Annotated in this window: 24 protein-coding genes; 23 read left to right on the top strand and 1 reads right to left on the bottom strand. The window is 62.6% G+C overall.

Features of this window, described 5'->3' with window-relative positions; genetic code table 11:
* Positions 1–2 precede the first annotated feature (2 nt).
* The 11 genes from KF715_08440 to KF715_08390 all read left to right on the top strand — a co-directional run bounded on the left by KF715_08440 (position 3) and on the right by KF715_08390 (position 4,194).
* On the top strand, positions 3–368 hold the full coding sequence (locus KF715_08440) for an ASCH domain-containing protein (protein MBX3736702.1): 366 nt from the start codon (positions 3–5) through the stop codon (positions 366–368).
* Between the two features lie 2 nt (positions 369–370).
* The gene (locus KF715_08435) at positions 371–901 is read left to right on the top strand and encodes an HNH endonuclease (protein ID MBX3736701.1); all 531 of its coding nucleotides are present in this window, start codon (positions 371–373) and stop codon (positions 899–901) included.
* Positions 898–1,602 carry a DUF2786 domain-containing protein gene (locus KF715_08430; protein MBX3736700.1) on the top strand — a complete coding sequence of 235 codons (705 nt, stop codon included), beginning with the start codon at positions 898–900 and terminating at the stop codon, positions 1,600–1,602. The genes KF715_08435 and KF715_08430 overlap by 4 nt, the downstream gene beginning before the upstream one ends.
* Positions 1,599–1,817 carry a hypothetical protein gene (locus KF715_08425; protein MBX3736699.1) on the top strand — a complete coding sequence of 73 codons (219 nt, stop codon included), beginning with the start codon at positions 1,599–1,601 and terminating at the stop codon, positions 1,815–1,817. The genes KF715_08430 and KF715_08425 overlap by 4 nt, the downstream gene beginning before the upstream one ends.
* A 14-nt stretch (positions 1,818–1,831) precedes the next feature.
* A complete protein-coding gene (locus KF715_08420) occupies positions 1,832–2,080 on the top strand; it encodes a hypothetical protein (GenBank protein ID MBX3736698.1) in 249 nt (82 codons plus the stop codon).
* Entirely contained in the window at positions 2,080–2,562 is a 483-nt protein-coding gene (locus KF715_08415) for a hypothetical protein (protein ID MBX3736697.1), read from the top strand. The genes KF715_08420 and KF715_08415 overlap by 1 nt, the downstream gene beginning before the upstream one ends.
* 2 nt (positions 2,563–2,564) lie before the next feature.
* Positions 2,565–2,909: a hypothetical protein gene (locus KF715_08410; protein MBX3736696.1), complete on the top strand. Its 345-nt coding sequence runs from the start codon at positions 2,565–2,567 to the stop codon at positions 2,907–2,909.
* Positions 2,910–3,097: 188 nt separating this feature from the next.
* Positions 3,098–3,514, top strand: a complete 417-nt coding sequence (locus tag KF715_08405; protein MBX3736695.1) for a hypothetical protein — start codon at positions 3,098–3,100, stop codon at positions 3,512–3,514.
* A gap of 44 nt (positions 3,515–3,558) precedes the next feature.
* Positions 3,559–3,717 carry a hypothetical protein gene (locus tag KF715_08400; protein MBX3736694.1) on the top strand — a complete coding sequence of 53 codons (159 nt, stop codon included), beginning with the start codon at positions 3,559–3,561 and terminating at the stop codon, positions 3,715–3,717.
* A gap of 3 nt (positions 3,718–3,720) precedes the next feature.
* Positions 3,721–3,936, top strand: coding sequence for a hypothetical protein (locus KF715_08395; protein MBX3736693.1), 216 nt, complete (start codon positions 3,721–3,723; stop codon positions 3,934–3,936).
* A gap of 3 nt (positions 3,937–3,939) precedes the next feature.
* The gene (locus KF715_08390) at positions 3,940–4,194 is read left to right on the top strand and encodes a hypothetical protein (GenBank protein ID MBX3736692.1); all 255 of its coding nucleotides are present in this window, start codon (positions 3,940–3,942) and stop codon (positions 4,192–4,194) included.
* On the opposite strand, the gene KF715_08385 is transcribed toward KF715_08390, so the two are convergent.
* Positions 4,088–4,705 carry a tyrosine-type recombinase/integrase gene (locus KF715_08385; GenBank protein ID MBX3736691.1) on the bottom strand — a complete coding sequence of 206 codons (618 nt, stop codon included), beginning with the start codon at positions 4,703–4,705 and terminating at the stop codon, positions 4,088–4,090. The genes KF715_08390 and KF715_08385 overlap by 107 nt on opposite strands.
* An 851-nt stretch (positions 4,706–5,556) precedes the next feature.
* On the opposite strand from KF715_08385, the gene KF715_08380 reads away from it, so the two are divergent.
* The 12 genes from KF715_08380 (at position 5,557) to KF715_08325 (ending at position 17,378) form a co-directional block, all read left to right on the top strand.
* Positions 5,557–6,591 (top strand): ABC transporter substrate-binding protein, encoded by a 1,035-nt coding sequence (locus KF715_08380; GenBank protein MBX3736690.1) that lies wholly within the window; start codon positions 5,557–5,559, stop codon positions 6,589–6,591.
* Positions 6,592–6,596: 5 nt separating this feature from the next.
* Entirely contained in the window at positions 6,597–7,343 is a 747-nt protein-coding gene (locus KF715_08375; GenBank protein ID MBX3736689.1) for an ATP-binding cassette domain-containing protein, read from the top strand.
* A complete protein-coding gene (locus tag KF715_08370; protein ID MBX3736688.1) occupies positions 7,340–8,692 on the top strand; it encodes an ABC transporter permease subunit in 1,353 nt (450 codons plus the stop codon). Before KF715_08375 ends, KF715_08370 begins: the two co-directional genes overlap by 4 nt.
* Positions 8,689–10,260 carry a pentapeptide repeat-containing protein gene (locus tag KF715_08365; GenBank protein MBX3736687.1) on the top strand — a complete coding sequence of 524 codons (1,572 nt, stop codon included), beginning with the start codon at positions 8,689–8,691 and terminating at the stop codon, positions 10,258–10,260. The genes KF715_08370 and KF715_08365 overlap by 4 nt, the downstream gene beginning before the upstream one ends.
* 309 nt (positions 10,261–10,569) lie before the next feature.
* The gene (nuoB, locus tag KF715_08360) at positions 10,570–11,079 is read left to right on the top strand and encodes an NADH-quinone oxidoreductase subunit NuoB (GenBank protein ID MBX3736686.1); all 510 of its coding nucleotides are present in this window, start codon (positions 10,570–10,572) and stop codon (positions 11,077–11,079) included.
* Positions 11,080–11,090: 11 nt separating this feature from the next.
* On the top strand, positions 11,091–11,720 hold the full coding sequence (locus KF715_08355) for an NADH-quinone oxidoreductase subunit C (GenBank protein ID MBX3736685.1): 630 nt from the start codon (positions 11,091–11,093) through the stop codon (positions 11,718–11,720).
* 4 nt (positions 11,721–11,724) lie between these two features.
* A complete protein-coding gene (nuoD, locus tag KF715_08350) occupies positions 11,725–12,960 on the top strand; it encodes an NADH dehydrogenase (quinone) subunit D (GenBank protein MBX3736684.1) in 1,236 nt (411 codons plus the stop codon).
* A gap of 11 nt (positions 12,961–12,971) precedes the next feature.
* Positions 12,972–13,460: an NAD(P)H-dependent oxidoreductase subunit E gene (locus KF715_08345; GenBank protein MBX3736683.1), complete on the top strand. Its 489-nt coding sequence runs from the start codon at positions 12,972–12,974 to the stop codon at positions 13,458–13,460.
* Positions 13,457–13,765, top strand: a complete 309-nt coding sequence (locus KF715_08340; GenBank protein ID MBX3736682.1) for a hypothetical protein — start codon at positions 13,457–13,459, stop codon at positions 13,763–13,765. Before KF715_08345 ends, KF715_08340 begins: the two co-directional genes overlap by 4 nt.
* Positions 13,762–14,172: a gamma-glutamylcyclotransferase gene (locus KF715_08335; protein MBX3736681.1), complete on the top strand. Its 411-nt coding sequence runs from the start codon at positions 13,762–13,764 to the stop codon at positions 14,170–14,172. The genes KF715_08340 and KF715_08335 overlap by 4 nt, the downstream gene beginning before the upstream one ends.
* Positions 14,173–14,191: 19 nt before the next feature.
* Entirely contained in the window at positions 14,192–15,541 is a 1,350-nt protein-coding gene (gene nuoF / locus KF715_08330) for an NADH-quinone oxidoreductase subunit NuoF (protein ID MBX3736680.1), read from the top strand.
* A 106-nt stretch (positions 15,542–15,647) separates the two neighbouring features.
* A complete protein-coding gene (locus tag KF715_08325) occupies positions 15,648–17,378 on the top strand; it encodes a (2Fe-2S)-binding protein (protein MBX3736679.1) in 1,731 nt (576 codons plus the stop codon).
* The last annotated feature ends 6 nt before the right edge of the window (positions 17,379–17,384 follow it).

Raw genomic sequence — 17,384 nt, 5'->3', positions numbered from 1 at the left:
CCATGCCCGCCTACAACTTCAAAGGTCAATTCGCGGACGCTGTTGAGAGCGGCCGCAAGCCGCACACGATCCGACCGCGGCGCAAGCGACCGACGCGCGTCGGCGACACGCTCTATCTCTACACCGGAATGCGGACGAAGAAGTGCCGCCTCCTGCGCACGGCTACTTGCCGCAAGGTCACGCCGATTGCCATCTACACGTCGGGCTGTAGCGGCCTGGTGAAACTCAACGGCCGCGAGATGCCGCACCGCGAACTGCACCGCCTTGCGATCGCGGACGGTTTCTTCGGTATCCCCGAATTTCTCGACTTCTTCGCCGATAACTACGGCCCGAATTTCGAGGGCGAGCTGATCGAGTGGAGGAACTAACAATGCCACGCGTCCTCGACATCACCGGCGAATATCCGGCCGACTGGAAGCAGATCAGCGACGCGACCTGGGCCGCTGCCGGTCACCGCTGCATTCGCTGCCACCATCCTTACCGCAAAGGCGAGCACGGAAAGGGTGAATGGACCGCGTGCTCGTGCGACTGCACGCACGGCGGGCCGCTCGCATTCCTCGTCGGCGAAAGTATCGTTCCGATTACCGCAAGCGCTACGGCCGCCGGATTGATCCACGCGGGCAAAAACGTGTTGGCGCAGTGGCGCATCGGAACGGTGCACCATCTCGACGGCGACAAATCGAACTGCCGCTGGTGGAACCTACTCGCCCTCTGTCAGCGCTGCCATCTCACGATCCAGAGCCGCGTGAATCCGCACCAGCCCTACATGTTGGAGCACTCGGAATGGTTCAAACCCTACGTCGCCGCCTTCTATGCGTTCAAATACGAAGGCCGCGACATCACCCGCGAAGAAGCCGTCGCCGATCTGGAACGCCTTCTCGCTTACGAGCGCGTCGCATGAGCACCGGCACGGAAATCATCGAGAAGATCAAGAAGCTGCTGCGGTTGTCGCGCAGCTCGAACCCGCATGAGGCTCAGCTCGCCCTTACGCGCGCGCTCGAGCTGGCCCGCGAACACGGCATCGCCGTTGAAAAGCTGAACCCGGACGAGCAGGCGAAGGAGAACGTCGTGACGCACCGCGACACAGAGAACTGCCAGCGGTTGAGCTACGATAAGGAATACGCGATCCGCATTTGCGCGGCGTTCTTCCGGATCACGCCGGTTCTAAGCAACAAAATCGGCACCGATCGCTTCGGCTTCCCGTGTGTGGTGAAGTTCACCCGGTTCGTCGGCACAGCGTCAGACGTGCAGATCGCGCTCTACGTCTATTCGTTCCTCGTGCATCACTTCGCCTATTGCTGGCGCAAGCACCGCGGGCGGCTGCGGAACCGTCACGCCTTCGTCGACGGGATGTTTCATGGCATCTACAACAAGCTCGCCGAGGCTCAACCGGAGTTCATCTCGAGCGAGCACGCGCTCGTCGAGCGTTCGCACCAGGACTACATCGAGGCAACGATCGGCAAGACGACAAAGCACGATTGCCGCACGCCAGACGGCGATGCGAAGGCTGCGCGCTGGGCCGGCTATCTGCACGGCCGCGAAACCAATATCGCTGCACCGCTGAAGGAGGGCGAGCGCACCGCGCCGCTCGCGCTCAAGTGATCTCCCGCTTTGACCGTGCCGTCATTCGCTACCTCACCGCGCTCAGCACTCGTCCCGATTCACGGAACGACGCGGCGGTCTGCGCCTGGCTCGATCGCGCCGACCGGCTCCGATTTACGGTGCTCGAGTTGCTGCTGCGCCGACCGCGCTATCGCCGCCTGAAATCCCGCCGCGCCTGGAAGCGTAAAGACAACCCCCACCGTCCTATCTCATGAGCCAACCCCTCACCATGAAAGTTTCTCCCGCGCGCCTCGCGGATTTCACGCCGTCTTGGTTGCAGGAGCGCCGCGCGATCATCCTGCGCGACGGTCACGCTGTCCGCGCCGCCGAGCGCCGCAACCAGATCGAAGTGCAGGCGATCAACACCGGCACCTGGCATCCGCTCACACTGCCCGGCAACGTTACGCTCTTCGCCACCGTCGACGATCGCGACGCCGTGCTGCGCATGCTCACCGGCGAGTCGCCGATTCCCGCCTGATGAATCCCGCTCAGATCAGAAAATACCGCCTGGTCTGGGGCAAGGTGCGCCGCCTACTGCGCGAGCGCGGGCTTTCCGCGAAAGACGCCGACGCTCGTCGCCATCAAATCCACGTGAAGGCGCTCGGCTCCGATAAGTCGTCGCTGGATTTCACGAACCGGGATTTCGACAAGGTGCTGAGCCACTTCATCGCCATCCTGGAACCGGACAACCTGGAGGCGCAGATTCGCATCATCGAGCAACCGGAACTGCGGCGCGCGCGAATGATCGAGCTGTGCCGGGAACTCGTCGGCGGGCTGCCGCAGATCGCGGATGCGGTGAACCCGGAATTCTACGCGTCGAACTATCTCGACGCCCTTGCGAAGCGCGTTCGCGGCAGGCCGTTTGAATCTCTCGACGAGGCCGGTCTCGGCGTAATCCACGGCATTCTGGTCAACCGGCTGGGACCGAAGGGGCCGGCCGAACGCGACGACCCGTTCTGACTATGGAGCAGCTCGGCCTCATGTTCCGCCAGGTGCGCACTCGCCGCGATCCGCGCGCGGACGAACGCCTTCTGATCGAGCAACTGCGCGACAAGACTGGCTGGGTCGCCAGCTCGACGCTCGAGGCCGCGTTGCAATGGGACGACCGCAAGGTGCGCCGCGTAGCCAGCGCGAGCGATTTCGTGATCGGGCGGATCGGGACGATCGGATACAAATACATCCGGAACGCGACGCCGGACGAGATCGAGCATTTCAAGAACGCCCGGCTCAGCTCGGCGAAGGCACAAATCCGGGACGCTCTCCGCAAGGTCCGCGTCTGGCACTCTGGAAAGGTTTTCGAGGGATGAGCCAGGACGGAACCTTTCTCGACGAGCGTCTCGACCGCCGGAAGGAACTCGACGACCGGGCCGACCGCGACGCGGCCTAGCGCGCCTGGTTCGGCCGCGACCAAGACCCGGCCGAGCGCCTGGTGAAGTTCGACACCTGGCTGCGGAAGGAGCTGGCCGCTCGTCTCGATTGGGCATGGGCCGGCGCCATGAAGGAGCGCCGCATCGAGCAATGCCGGATGCAGATCGAGCCGATGATCGTCGATCTCTGGAAGCGCGGCTGGATGCTCGACGGCAAGCGGTTGTCCGACCGGATCAAGGGGATGCTCGACGCGATCGGGAAAGCGCAGCGGGACGGGAAGGTCCGCGATTTCTGGCCCTACTTCAAAGCCTCCGTCGAGCGCTACGTCGGGCTGAACGCCGAAGAGATCAGGGAAGACGCGATGGATGCCGGCGCCGCCGTGTCCGACGTCTTCAACCAGCTACTGCGCCGCGTGCCGCAAGGCCCGTCCTTGCCCGAATTGGTAGCCCAGCGGCGCTCCGAGACGCTCCGCGAGAAGGCGAACCGCCTGGCGCGCCAGAAGGGCCGGAAAATGGCCGAGAAAGCGCAAATGCGGCTGCTCTGAATGTCCCTTGCAAGACTCCTGTAACCGGCGAGAATATCCACATCATGAAGCCTCCGCAAACCGAGCGTTCCCTGGAAGAGATCGCCCGACTTAAAAGTCGAGCCGATTGGCTTCGTGACCTGCCGGTCGAACAATTGCCGAAGATCGAGGCCACCCCCATTGAGGCAAATGCGATCACCTCAGACGTGTCGAAAAAAGATTGAGCCATGCCCCAAATGCCGCCCCCAGCCACGCCTCCTTCCTACTACCGGCACAACCACGATCTCGGCCGCTGGCAGCTGATGCGCGGCGATGCAGAACCGGGCTACGCGTGGTTCGAGCCGATCGATGATCAGGAGCCGCCCAGCGCTATCCGCGTTTTGACGCCAGAGGCTCGGCAGCGGCGTTACCCGATGGCTTCGATGTTTGCTTACTTCGATTGAGTCATGCCCGCATCGAAGAAGATCACTCCGCGTGCGTCCGATCTGAAGTTCACGAGACACGAACTCGCGGAGCTGCGGCGGCAGATTAAAGCGGCGCCATCCGAGAAGGCCGCGATGGAAATCGTTCTTCGGGCTACCGCCAAGAAAACGATCAAGGTCGTGGTGGACCAGGCCGCGATGTTTGTCGTTCGCGAGGTCGTGAAGAAGCTCGATGCGGAGGGAAAGCTGCCCGCGCCGAAGGCCGCGGATTGTTCCTAAACTGACTGGAAATCGGGCTAGCGGCCTGATTTTTTTCCAACTCACCGCCTCCCGAGGGTTTCGGGATATTTCGCCCTGATCCGCCCTGATTCGTGATTTTCTCAAACCCCGTTGGAAATCTCATGCCAGATGGTGACAACGGAAGACAAGTTGCTTGGCTAGCAACTGGTTCGCTCGGAGAAATCGTCGCCCGATTTGCGACAGACCGTGACAGGTTTTGACCGCCCAAGTCTGGGCTTTGTGAGTCCAGTTGTGAGGGCTGTGTGAGAGGTGCCGCCGGCACATTCTCGCTCTTGTCGTGCCACGAAAGGCCCGCCACCGCCGCGAAGGTCGGGAGTCTGGCGAAATCCGTGTAGACGTTGGCCGTCAGGCGCGGATCGCTGTGGCGCATGAGTTCCTGGGCCAGACGTTGCGAGACGCCGCCACAAGCGAGCTTCGTTGCGAAGGTGTATCGCAGCGAGTGAAAGCAGAGCTTTCGCCCCATCCCGTCGACGCGGTCAATTTCGGCCACGCGTATGTCGCGCCGGATACGTCTGTCCGCATTAGCGCACCGATGGAATACTGCCGTAGCGTCAGCCGTTGCGGCAGGCCTCGCAGCCTTGAATTCGGCCAAAAGCTGCGGATGGAGCGGCAAAATGGCTTCCTTGCGGTTCCCCGCGGGCCCTGTTGCTGAGTCGGACCTAGAGGTCTTTCTGGCACACTTGGAGGTTAGGACGCGTCACCTGCGGCAATCGTTTTTGCTTTCCGCGTCGAATCTCATTGACCGCTTTTTCGACCATAGGGAAATCGAAGAGATTGCCGCCGGGTGCTTCCTAGAGTCGCTTCAACTCAAGAGACCGAATGAAGGGGCTTGAGTAACGATAGGATGGCCTGTTTTTGGACTTCAGAGAGCTTCGGCCACACAGCCACCACGTGCGACAGCTCGGGACAGACCACGCCAAAGGATTGTGAGGCTAGGTGTGAGGAAGCCTGAGTAGGGGACCCAGAACGTGCTTCCTCACCCGGTGTTTGCGAATTTTGGCCGGAGTGTTCGAATCCCCCCCTCTCCGCCAGTGGCCTCGGACGCGGTGGGAGCTGAGCGGTCAGCGCATGCGAACCGGGAACCGGCAGCGGCTCGCGGCACGGCGCCGCGCAGCGCAGCGAGCGCACAATTAGTTTATTGCAGCGAACTGGCTCCGTCGACCGAGGTGATGGCGTTCAATATCCATTATTGGAGTTGAGCTTGGTCGTGCAGGAGTTCTTCGTGGGGCTCTCTCGAGCCGGGGCCACGGCCGATTTTCCAATACCCCCCTAGGCCCGTGCCGCATCGCTTACGCGCGGCAAACTGTCACGTGGTGACTGATCAGCACGAGTCGTCTCGCCATGAAAACTACCCATGCTCGGGCAGCCGGAATTTCCGTTCGGCTTCTTGTCGGACTCGGCTGCGCTCTCATCGCCATCGCGATTTTGTTCGCGGTGCTTAAACGAACTGAACCGAAGGACGCTTATAGCGACATTTCCAAGCCCGTCGTTCTTACGAAGGTCCGGGTCGGCTACATCCCGATTGCGGAATGCGCTCATCTGTATGTCGGCATTACCAAGAAATATTTCGAACAGGAAGGCTTGGAAGTCGTGTTGGAACCAATGAGTGGTGGCGCGGTGATCCTGCCGGCAGTGCAGTCGGGCAGCTTGGAGATCGGCTTCGCCAACGTCGCCTCCCTAGTCATCCTGAATTCCAAGCGTCCTCGGCGGCACCCTGATTCCCTCGTCAGTCTTGCCGGAGCGAGTTACGAGCGCTCCGGCTTCACGAATCATGCGCTGCTTTCCCGTCGTGGCGCGGCGGTGTCGCTCGAGAAAATCGCCAAGGGCGAGGCCAAGGTCGCGCTAAATACCACGCGCAATATTGAGGAGATCATGCTCCGCCGGTTCTTGGAGAAGAAGGGCATGCCCAGCAATCGACTGACGATCATGCCGATGGCTTTTCCGGATATGGTCTCGGCGTTGGAGCGCGGGGACGTGGAGGTTATTTCCGAAGTGGAGCCCTTCATTGAGCCGACTCTGCGCGCCGGCCGCACACAGCTCATCGCGCGGCAATATCTCGAGGTCTCCAAGGAGACACCGGTGGCCACCTATGCAGTCACCCGCGCTTGGTTGGCGCGCAACCATGAGGTGTCGCAACGCTTCCAACGTGCCTTCGCACGAGCCGACGAATTCATCCGCAAGAACGACGCTGAAACCAGGCAGATAATCGGTTCCTATACGCGAATCCTGAAGAGCGATCTGCCGGTCATCGGCATGCCGGCATTCGAGCCGTCGCTTTCGGAGCATTCGCTGCGCGAACTGATCCGCGAGATGGCGCATCTCGGCTTCATAGAGCAGGAGTCCAGCCCCGCCGACATTCTCGACCGCGACTCCTAGCCGCCATGCTCAAGGTCGATCAGCTTTCTTTCTGGTATACGGCGGCGGAGCCTCCGGTGGTGCATCAGTGCAGTCTGGAAGTCCGCGATCGCGAGTTCGTCGCCGTGGTGGGGGAGTCCGGCGGGGGCAAAACCACGATCTTGCGACTCTGCTGCGGGCTGCTGCAAGCGGAACTCGCGGAGGACATACGGCTCGGGCACCAGATCCGGGGTCGCGTGACATTTGACGGTGCTGAGGTGGAGGAGCCTCGGAGGAATTTTTCCTACGTCCCGCAACATTTCAGGGAAGGACTCCATCCGGCCAAATCAACGAAGGAAAACATCCTGCTTGCAGTGCAGGAGTCCGGCGTGTCGGCCGAAGAGGAAGCGCATGCCGACCGCCTGATGCAGCGGTGCGGTATCAGCGAGGCCGCGGACATGAATGTGCTCCGCCTGAGCGGTGGCCAGCAGCAGCGAGTCGCCATTTGCCGCGCGTTGATCAAGCGCCCGGCCATTCTTTTCATGGATGAGCCGTTCGCCAATCTCGACCCGACGCTTCGCCCCGGGATCGGCGACCTGCTCCAAGCTTTGCGCGATGAGCATGGCCTTTCGCTTCTCTTTGTCACCCACGACATCGAGGGCGCCGTGAGACTCGCGAATCGTGTCGTCGGCGTCAAAAACAGCTACGGGCCGCCCCAATACCGCTCGTGGAATCCGGCCGATTGCAACCCGATCGTCTTGCGCAAAGCGATCGAAGACTGGATCGCGCTATGAAAATATCTCGTTACATTCAGCGTCACCCGTATACGGTCCTCGCGTTCGCCGTGCTGTTGCTGCTGGCGATGTGGGAGCTGGCGGCGTCAAGAGGGGTAGTGGATGTTTACTCGTGGTCGCGACCGACTGACGTCGGTTTCGCCCTGATTCATGATTTCCAGTTTCCGGCAAATGCCGAAGGTGATCAAAACGCCCGCTTGACGCTGCTGCCGCATCTGGGCCGCACCCTGCTGCGGTTCGCGTGCGGATTTGCGGTGGCCAGCGTGTTTGGAGTAGCAATAGGTTTTCTCCTCAGCATTTCTCGTCCGCTGCGCGCCGTCGGCCAGCCGATCGTGAACGTGCTGCGCAGCCTGCCGAGTGCCGCGGTATGGCCGGTGATCGCGCCGTTGCTCGGATACGGCTTGGGCTCGCAGATGTTTGTCGTGGTGTTCGGCACCACGTGGCCGATTCTTGTGTATACCTTGAAAGGCGTCGGCGCGCTTCGGCACGAGGTTCACGATAGCCTGCGCTTCATGTGGCTCGAATGGTATCGCCGGTGGTGGGTGCTTTTCCTTTGGGCTCTGCCGAGCATCTTGACGGGGCTCGAGGTCGGCTGCGCTATCGGCTTCCTGCTCACGGTCACGGTCGAGGTGTTTTATCCGGGATCGGGCGGCATTGGCTGGTATCTGCGCTACTACGGAGAGTCGGGCAAGGAGCCTGAGCGCCTTTTCGCCGGTCTTTTTCTCATCGCGGTGATCGGTTGGGCGTCGAATACGGCGATGCACCTTCTTCGTCGGCGTTTCGTGTTCTGGGACGGTGATCTGAAGGAAATCATCCGCCAGAAATCTCCGCGGCGGATGAAGGGTATCGTGATTCTCGTTCGCGACGAACGCCGCCGCGCGGTGCTCGCGTCCGATTACGTCACCGAGGCGATCGCGAAAAATTACTCCAGCGATGTCCGTCCGGAGGTTCTTTATCAGGGCGAGCCGTATATGTTTCCTGATGAACTGTGGCAGGAACTCGGGTTGAAACCCTCGAGCGCTCCGCTGCTCCAGCGGGACATCACGATTTCCGTGTCCGAGGACGGGCGGCCGCGGACGATCCTCTTCGCGCGTTCGTGGATCGCTACCTCATTGCTCAGCCCATCTTCAAACGAAGCGCTCATGGCCCGGGAGCGAACGATCGGAAGAATCGTGCGAGATCACGAGCACGACGTTGGCAATCGCCACCTGTGGTATCGCGAGCGCATTAGCGACCGCTTGGGCCGGATTTTTGGCGCCGGCGGCACGGTGCACGTCATCCAGCGTGCACGTGTCATCACGTTGGGTGGACGGCCGGTGATCTTCATCGAGGAGTTTGTGCCCGTATGAAATCGACGGGCGCAGTCTTCCTGTTTTTTCTCGCGGTAAAGGTTTCAGCTGCCAGTCCGGACACGTTCCCCACGGATGCTTTTCTCGTAGGACCGGTATATTCCGTCGACGGGCTTCCCGTCTTGGACGAGGCCCGGCGGCTGGCCGTCGTCGACGCACTTCGCCAAGCGGATCGTGATCGCCGACTGGAAAGCCTCGTGCCGAGCCGGCTGATCGGAGGCGAGCGGTGGTTCGACGTGCGGGGTTTGGAGATCAAACGTGGCGAATTGACTGGCCCAGTGAATTTTTCGCGGCTGTGTGCGGATTACGCCCGTTTTTCCGACCTCGATCTCGCCGGGTCGAACTTCGGTCGCACCCTTTTGCGCCACGCCCGTTTCTCCAAGGTAGTCTTGCAGTCCGCCATCTTTGACGACGCCCATCTCCTGGGGGCGGATTTTTCGGAGTGCAACATCGCCCACGCGTTCCTGCTCCGCGTCAGTTGCTCGGCGGGGACGCTTTTCCGCCAGTGCACTATGGAATCAGCACGATTTGATTCCTCGATGAATTTGTCTGGAGTCAAATTTCACGGCACGGTGCTCACCGGCGCGGTGTTCAGCCAATGCCAGCTCTCGGATGCCAGCTTCATCGACTCCGATCTCACCGCAGCGGATTTCACGAGCGCGAATCTCAGCGGAGTCGAATGGCGTGGCTCCACGCTCACAGACGTCACTTTCACCGACGCGGTTCTGGTGAGGGCGAAGCTGCAATCAGCCCGCTTTAAGGGCCGCCTCAGGTTCATTCGCACCGTTTTTGGGGCGACGACGTTCGGCGACCTCGACGTCGCGAATACCGACATGACCTACGTTTCGTGGCGGGACAATGGATTCCACATCGGCGAAGAGTTGGAGGCCGACCAAACGCTGATCCAAAACGGACGGGAGGGGGTCCGGTCAGAAGTCGCCGGCAAGTATGCCCAAGCCGAGAGCATCTATCGCGCGCTGGCGCGAAGGTATCGGGAGGAAGGTTACCTTCGGGAATACCTCGCGTTCCGGGAGCGATCCCAAGAAGCCCGCCGCAAACTCCTGTCGCTGCCGGGAAGCGATGTCACGCTCGAGCGACTCAGGCTCAACCTGCACCGCGCGCTTTCTCGATACGACACGAGCCCGCTTCAACTCTTGGGGGTGTCGGCGCTGACGGTGTTCGGGTTCGGCGGAATTTTCGCCCTGCTGCTCTGGCGTCGTCCGGATTGGTTCGGCTGGTATCGGTTGCGGCCGGACGGTCGCGAGTTTTTGCTCTCCGCGGATGGAGACTTCCTGCGTATGTCGGCCGCGGAGATTCGCAAAAATCGAAGTGACGGTTTCTCGCTCAGTGTCGGTGCGCTCGAGCTCAGCCTCGAGGCGCTGTTTCGATTCGTGGAGAATCTAATCAACGTTTCCGCCCTCGGTCGGCTTTTTTTCCGGCGCATCGACCAAAGGCCCCTCCCGTTGGCGTGGATGCCGAGGCTCCTGTTCGGTTTCGAAGCCAGCTGCGGCGTTGTATTTCTCTACTTTGCCAGCCGAGTGGTGGTCATCATGGTCGGAGGCGATTAACCGAGCGGGGCAAGAAGCGGGCGGATGATTCTGGGGCATTTTGCCGGAACCGAGCCTCGTTAACGGCGAATTCCGTGGCTTCGGCACGTTGCGATCGCTCCGTTTGGCGGTCGCAGGACGACTGTCCCCGGTGGTCGCCGCCATTTCCGTCCGACCCCATTCGGCTGACGGCCGAATTCCGCGAAGCAGAACGGGAATTCCTTCTTACAGCATGACACGCTAATGCACGGGCAGTTTTACCAAAACGGCCTTGCCCGTCGAAGGTCGGTTGGTAGGGTGCGGTGCATTTTTTTCTACGCGCTTACCGTCATGGTTTCTCCCAACACAGACCTGAGTTACGACAGCAAGATCGAGGGCAACGTCGTGCCCACGACGCTGGACTCGGCGATCAACTGGATCCGCAACAATTCCATGTGGCCGATGCCCATGGGGCTCGCCTGCTGCGCCATCGAACTCATGGCGTCGGGCGGCAGCCGGTTCGACATCGCGCGCTTCGGCGCGGAGGTCATGCGCTTTTCTCCCCGACAGGCCGACTGCATGATCGTGGCCGGCACGGTCACCTACAAGATGGCCCCGCAGGTCCGCCGCATTTACGACCAGATGGCCGCGCCGAAATGGGTGATCGCCATGGGCGCCTGCGCTTCGACCGGCGGCATGTATCGCAGTTACGCGACGCTGCAGGGTGTGGACCGCATCATCCCGGTCGACGTCTACGTCAGCGGTTGCCCGCCGCGTCCGGAGGCGCTGCTCGACGCGCTCCTGAAACTCCAGAAAAAGGTCGGACAAGAGCGTTCGGCTTCCCGCTTGCTTACCGCCTGAGCGCCGCGCCCATGACCGCTCCCAACGCCGACGTCATTTCCGCCGCCCAAGCCCAATTCCCGGCCGCCACGCCGCGCCCGAGCGCCGACCATCCCGCGATCAATGTCCCCGCGGGCGACGCGATCGCCGTGCTGCGTTTCCTCCGTGACACACAGGGCTACGATTACCTGACCGACCTCACAGCCATCGACTGGACCGCCGAAAAATCCCCGCGGTTCACCGTGGTCTGGCACCTCTATTCGAGCACCAAGCACGTCTGGGTGCGTGTCGCGGCCGATTGCCTCGACGACGCCAATCCGTCCATGCCGACGACGTCCGTCCTCTGGGCTGGCGCCAACTGGCACGAGCGCGAGTGCTTCGATCTGATGGGTATCAAGTTCGAAGGTCACCCGGACCTTCGCCGCATCCTCATGTGGGACGGCTATCCGTATCACCCGCTCCGCAAGGAATTCCCGCTTGCCGGCATCCCGACGGATCTCCCCGACGCCGAGATCGCCGCCGAGGTCAAAGTCGGCACGATCGCCGCGCCGATGGCCGGCGGTCCGTTCGTCGCCACGCCCGGCGAGCCGATGAGCGATGCCGAGCCGCGCGCCAAGGACGAGTCCTGGAACGAGCGCCGCGAGAAGCCCGAAAACGCCTAACCCGATGGCCACCGAGCATACTTTCCCCGACGCCTACGCGAAGACCGCCGCGAATCTCCCCAAGGAATTCGATCCGGAGAAGATGTCCCTCTCGATGGGACCGTCGCACCCGTCCACCCACGGCGTGCTGCGCGTGCAGTTCGAACTCGACGGCGAGACCGTCACGAAGGCCGACCCGGTCATCGGTTACCTCCACCGCGGCGACGAGAAGCTGGCGGAGAACATGACTTACAACCAGTTCGTGCCCTACACGGACCGGTTGGACTACATCGCCCCGCTGGCGAACAACCACACGTTCGCGCACACGATCGAGCAGCTCGCCGGCCTGAAGATGCCCGACCGCGTGAACGCCATCCGCGTGCTCACGTCGGAAATGGCGCGCCTTTCCTCGCACCTCCTCGGCCTCGGCGCCTTCGGCATCGATGTCGGCGCATGGACGGTGTTCATGTATACCTTCAACGAACGCGAGAAGCTCTACAACCTGTTCGAGAAGCTCACCGGCGCGCGTTTCACCACGAGCTACACGCGTATCGGCGGCGTTTCGCGCGACATTCCGCCAGGTTGGCTCGAGGAAGTCGACGCGTTCTGCGATCAGTTCCTCCCGATCCTCGACGAGGTGTTGGCACTGCTCTCGCGCAACAAGATATTCCTCGATCGCACCGTCGGCATCGGCGTCATCTCGAAGGAGGACGCGATTTCCTACGGTCTCAGCGGCCCGAATCTCCGCGGCTGCGGCGTGGCGATGGACCTCCGCAAGGATCGTCCGTATTGGGGCTACGACCAATACGAATTCGACGTCCCGATCGGCTCGAAGGGCGATTGCTACGACCGTTACCTCGTCCGCGGCGAGGAGATGAAGCAGTCCGTCCGCATCATCAAGCAGGTGATCAAAAAATTCCCCGCCGGCGACTACTACGCACCCGAGGCGCGCCGCATCTTTGCCCCGCGCAAGGACAAGGTGCTCACCTCGATGGAGGAGCTGATCAACAACTTCATGATCGTGACCGAAGGCCCGCAGATGCCGGCCGGCGAAGCGTATTTCGAGCACGAGAATCCGAAGGGCATCCTTGGCTTCTACGTCGTCTCGAAAGGCGGCGGCGTGCCGTATCGCCTGCGCATCCACGGCCCGTCGTTCTCCACGCTCTCCATCCTTCCGAAAATTTGCGTCGGCTGCCTGATCTCCGACGTCGTCTCCATCCTCGGCTCGCTCGACTTCGTCATGGGCGAGTGCGATCGCTGATTTCCGCGCTGATGAATCTGAAGCCCGAAACTTTCGCCAAGATCGACGAGGTCATCACCCATTACCCGGTGAAGCGCAGCGCCACGCTGCCGCTGTTGCATCTCATCCAGGAGGACGCCGGCTACATCTCCGACGCGGCCATCGAATGGGTCGCCGCCAAGCTGGAGCTGCAGCCGATCAACGTCTACGAAGTGGTCACGTTCTACCCGATGTTCCGCCGCAAGCCGATCGGCCGTCGCCACATCAAGGTCTGCCGCACGCTCTCCTGCGCCATCATGGGCGGCTACAAGGTGTGCGAACGCTTCGAGAAGGAATTCGACACGCATCGCGGCGAGATCTCGCCCGACGGCGAAGTCACGATCGAGTTCGTCGAGTGCCTTGCCTCGTGCGGCACGGCGCCGGTCGTGATGATCGACGACCATCTCCACGAGAAGGTCGACGACGCCAAAGTGAAACAACTTGCGGACCAGATCCGCACGGAGGCCAAGCAGGGCAAATGAAGAAAATTCGCCTCATGCAAGTGCCGCCGATCCGCTTCGGGATCGTTCTCGGACTCATCAATGGAGTCATCGGGATGATCACCGCGCCGATCCTGCTGCTCTCGCTGGGGGCGGCTGCGACGTGGGACACGAACCTGCTCCCGCGCTTCATGGGCATTCCGTGGCTCTTCGCCGGCGGCGCGGCGCTGTTCATGCCTTTCATCCACTTGGTCGGCGGCTTCCTCGTCGGCGTGCTGCTCGCGATGATCTACAACCTGGCCGCGCGCTGGACCGGCGGCATCGAGATCGTGATCGACGACAAATGAGCACTGCACGCCCGAAGCTCTTCGTCTACGGCACGCTCCGCTCCGGCGGCGCGCACGAAATGGCGCGCTTCCTCCGCGCGAATTCCGAGTTCCTCGGCGCGGCCGAACTCCCCGGCGCCGCGCTCTACCTCGTCGGTCAGCATCCCGGCGTCGTGCGCACCGCGAAGGCGAAGGGCACGGTGAAGGGCGAGCTCTTCGAATTGAAAGACGAGTCGGTCCTCGCGCGCCTCGACCGCTACGAAGACTGCGACCTCGAGTCGCCCGACGACTCCGAATATCTCCGCCGCCAACGTCTCGTGCGCCTCGGCAAGTCCCGCAAAGTCCGCGCCTGGGTTTACGAATACAACCGCTCCGTCGACGGCCTCACGCCGCTCGCCAACGGCGTCTATCGCCCGCACCGCGACTGATTTTTCCGCCACTTTCCACATGCCCGCTCCGCAACAACGCCGCCTGATTTTCGCTCACATCGACGAGCCCGGCTACACCAACGACCTCGCCTGCTACGTGAAGCACGGCGGCTACGAGGTGCTGAAGCGCGCCGTGACGCGCCCGGCGGCCGAGCTGATCGACGAGGTCAAAAAGTCCGGTCTGCGCGGCCGCGGCGGCGCCGGCTTCCCCGCCGGCGTGAAGTGGTCGCTCGTCGACCGCAAGAGCGGCAAGCCCATCTACCTGGTCGTCAATGCGGACGAGTCCGAGCCCGGCACGTTCAAGGACCGCTACATCATGCACCAGGATCCGCACCAGCTGATCGAGGGCATCATGATCACGTGCTTCGCGAACAACGTGAAGCAGGCCTACATCTACATTCGAGGCGAGATGCCGATCGGCGCGCGGATCCTCGAAAAGGCCATCGCCGAGGCCCGCGCGGCGAATTTCGTCGGCCCCAACATCCTCGGCACCGGCTATTCCTGCGAGATCTACGTCCACCGCGGCGCCGGCGCCTACATCTGCGGCGAGGAGACCGGCCTGATCGAGTCGCTCGAGGGCAAGCGCCCGTATCCGCGCATCAAGCCCCCGTATTTCCCCGCCGTCCTCGGCCTCTACCAGTGCCCGACGATCGTGAACAACGTCGAGACGCTCTGCCACGTGAAGCACATCGTGGACATGGGCGGCGACAACTACGCCAAGATCGGCACGCCCAACAACACCGGCACGCGCATCTTCTGCGTCTCCGGCCACGTGCAGAAACCGGGTTACTACGAATTCGAGACCGGCAAGATCACGATGGGCCAGCTCCTCAACGAGGTCTGCGGCGGCCCGCTCCCCGGGCGGAAATTCAAGGCCGTCATCCCCGGCGGTTCCTCCGCCAAGGTGCTCCGCTTCGGCGAGAAATTTAAGCTGAAGCAGAAGGACGGCTCGATGCTCGAGCTGAGCGTCGAGGATCTCCCGCTCGACTTCGACACGCTCGCCGCCGCCGGCACGATGGGCGGCTCGGGCGGCGTGATCGTGATGGACGACTCCGTCAACATGGTCGAAGCGCTCGGCAACCTGAATGCCTTCTACGCCCACGAGAGCTGCGGCCAGTGCACGCCCTGCCGCGAAGGCTCGCTCTGGATGAAGAAGATCACCGCGCGCATGGTCGACGGCCACGGCCGCACCAACGACGGCGAGTTGCTCAAGAACGTCGCCGACCAGATCGCCGGCCGCACCATCTGCGCGATGGGCGAAGCCTGCTCGTGGCCGACGCAGAGCTTCGTCCAGAAGTTCAGCGACGAATTCAAAGCCTATCCCGAAGCGCGCAAAACCAAGCCCGCCGACGCGCTCCCGATCGTCTGATTTTTCTCAACGCCAAGTCGCCAAGACGCCAAGCACCGAACCAAGAAATCCAACGCCGCCCAACCTTCGCGACTTTGCGCCTTCGCGTTTAAAAAGAACTCCCGAGATGTCTTCCGTTCCCGCCAAACCCGCCGACCTCGTCACCGTCAACATCGACGGCAAGGACATCGCCGTGCCGAAGGGCACGAACGTCATCGAGGCTGCCAAGCTCCTCGGCATCGAGATCCCGCACTACTGCTACCACCCGAAGTTGAGCGTCGTCGGCAACTGCCGCATGTGCCTCATCGAAATGGGCCTGCCGGCCGTCGATCCCGCCACCAAGGCGCCGATCATGGATCCGGCCAGCGGCAAGCAGAAGGTCAACTGGATGCCGCGCGCCCAGATCGGTTGCGCCACCAACGCGATGCCGGGCCTCCACATCCGCACGAACTCCCCGATGGTGAAGGAGTGCCGCGAGGGCGTGACCGAGTTCCTGCTCATCAATCACCCGCTCGACTGCCCGATCTGCGACCAGGCCGGCGAGTGCAAACTCCAGGAACATTCCACCGCCTACGGCCGCGGCTACTCGCGCTTCGTCGAGAACAAGAACGTGAAGCCCAAGCGCACCCAGCTCGGGCCGCGCGTCACGCTCGACGACGAGCGCTGCATCCTCTGCTCGCGCTGCATCCGCTTCTCGAAGGAGGTCGCGAAGGACGACGTCCTCGGCTTCATCGATCGCGGCAGCTACAGCACGCTCACGTGCTACCCGGGCAAGAAGCTCGAGAACAACTACTCGCTCAACACCGTCGACATCTGCCCCGTCGGCGCGCTCACCTCGACCGACTTCCGCTTCAAGATGCGCGTGTGGTTCCTCAAGGAAACCCCGAGCATCGACACCGAGTCCTCTGTCGGCGCCAACACCGTCGTCTGGTCCCGCGAAGGCGTCATCTACCGTATCACGCCGCGCCAGAACGACGCCGTGAACGACACGTGGATGACCGACTCCGGCCGTCTCCTCTACAAGCAGGTGCGCAGCGAAGACCGTCTCCTCGTCGCCGCGATTAACGGCGGCACCTCGGCCTACGACATGGCGATGAAGGCCGCGTCGGACCTCCTGCGTGCCAGCCTGTCCGCCGGAGCCTCTGGCGAAGTGCGGATCGTCGGCTCCGGCCGCAGCTCGGTTGAAGAGCAATTCCTCACCAAGAAACTCGCCGCCGCGCTCAAGGCGCCGGTCGCGCTCGTCAGCCGGGTGGGGAAGGGCGACGGCATCCTGCTCTCCGCCGACCGCAACCCGAACGTCCGCGGCGCGCTCGTCACCGGCCTCATCTCCGCGCTCCCGTCGCAGCAGCTCACGTCGCTCGCTGCCGACATCGATGCCGGCAAGGTGAAGACCGTCGTCGCGATCAACGAGGACCTCGCCGCCGCCGACCTCACCGCCGCGCAGCTCGCGAAGGTCTCCGTTATCTACCTCGGCACGCACAAGAACGCCACGAGCGCGGCCGCGAAGGTCGTCCTCCCGACGCTCACCGTTTTCGAGAAGTCCGGCACCTTCGTGAACCAGCAGTTCCGTCTGCAGAAGTTCACCAAGGCCGTCCCTGGCCCCGAAGGTCTCGCCGACGATCTCGTCACGCTGGCCAATCTCGCCGCGTCTGCCGGCGCCGGCGCGCTGCCGTCCGATCTCACCGGCCTCTGGTCCACGCTCGCCGCCGAGGCTCCCGTGCTTGCCGGCCTCAGCTACGCCAAGCTTCCAGCGACCGGCGCCGTGCTCGACAGCGCCGCCTGGGCCGGCCTGCCCTTCGTCGAGGGTGAGACGCTCCACTTCAAACCCGCCGCCGTCCCCGCGGCCGCCAACGCCTGATGCGCC

Source organism: Candidatus Didemnitutus sp. (assembly GCA_019634575.1).
Taxonomy (GTDB): domain Bacteria; phylum Verrucomicrobiota; class Verrucomicrobiia; order Opitutales; family Opitutaceae; genus Didemnitutus.
This window is presented reverse-complemented; position numbering and strand designations above follow the sequence as displayed.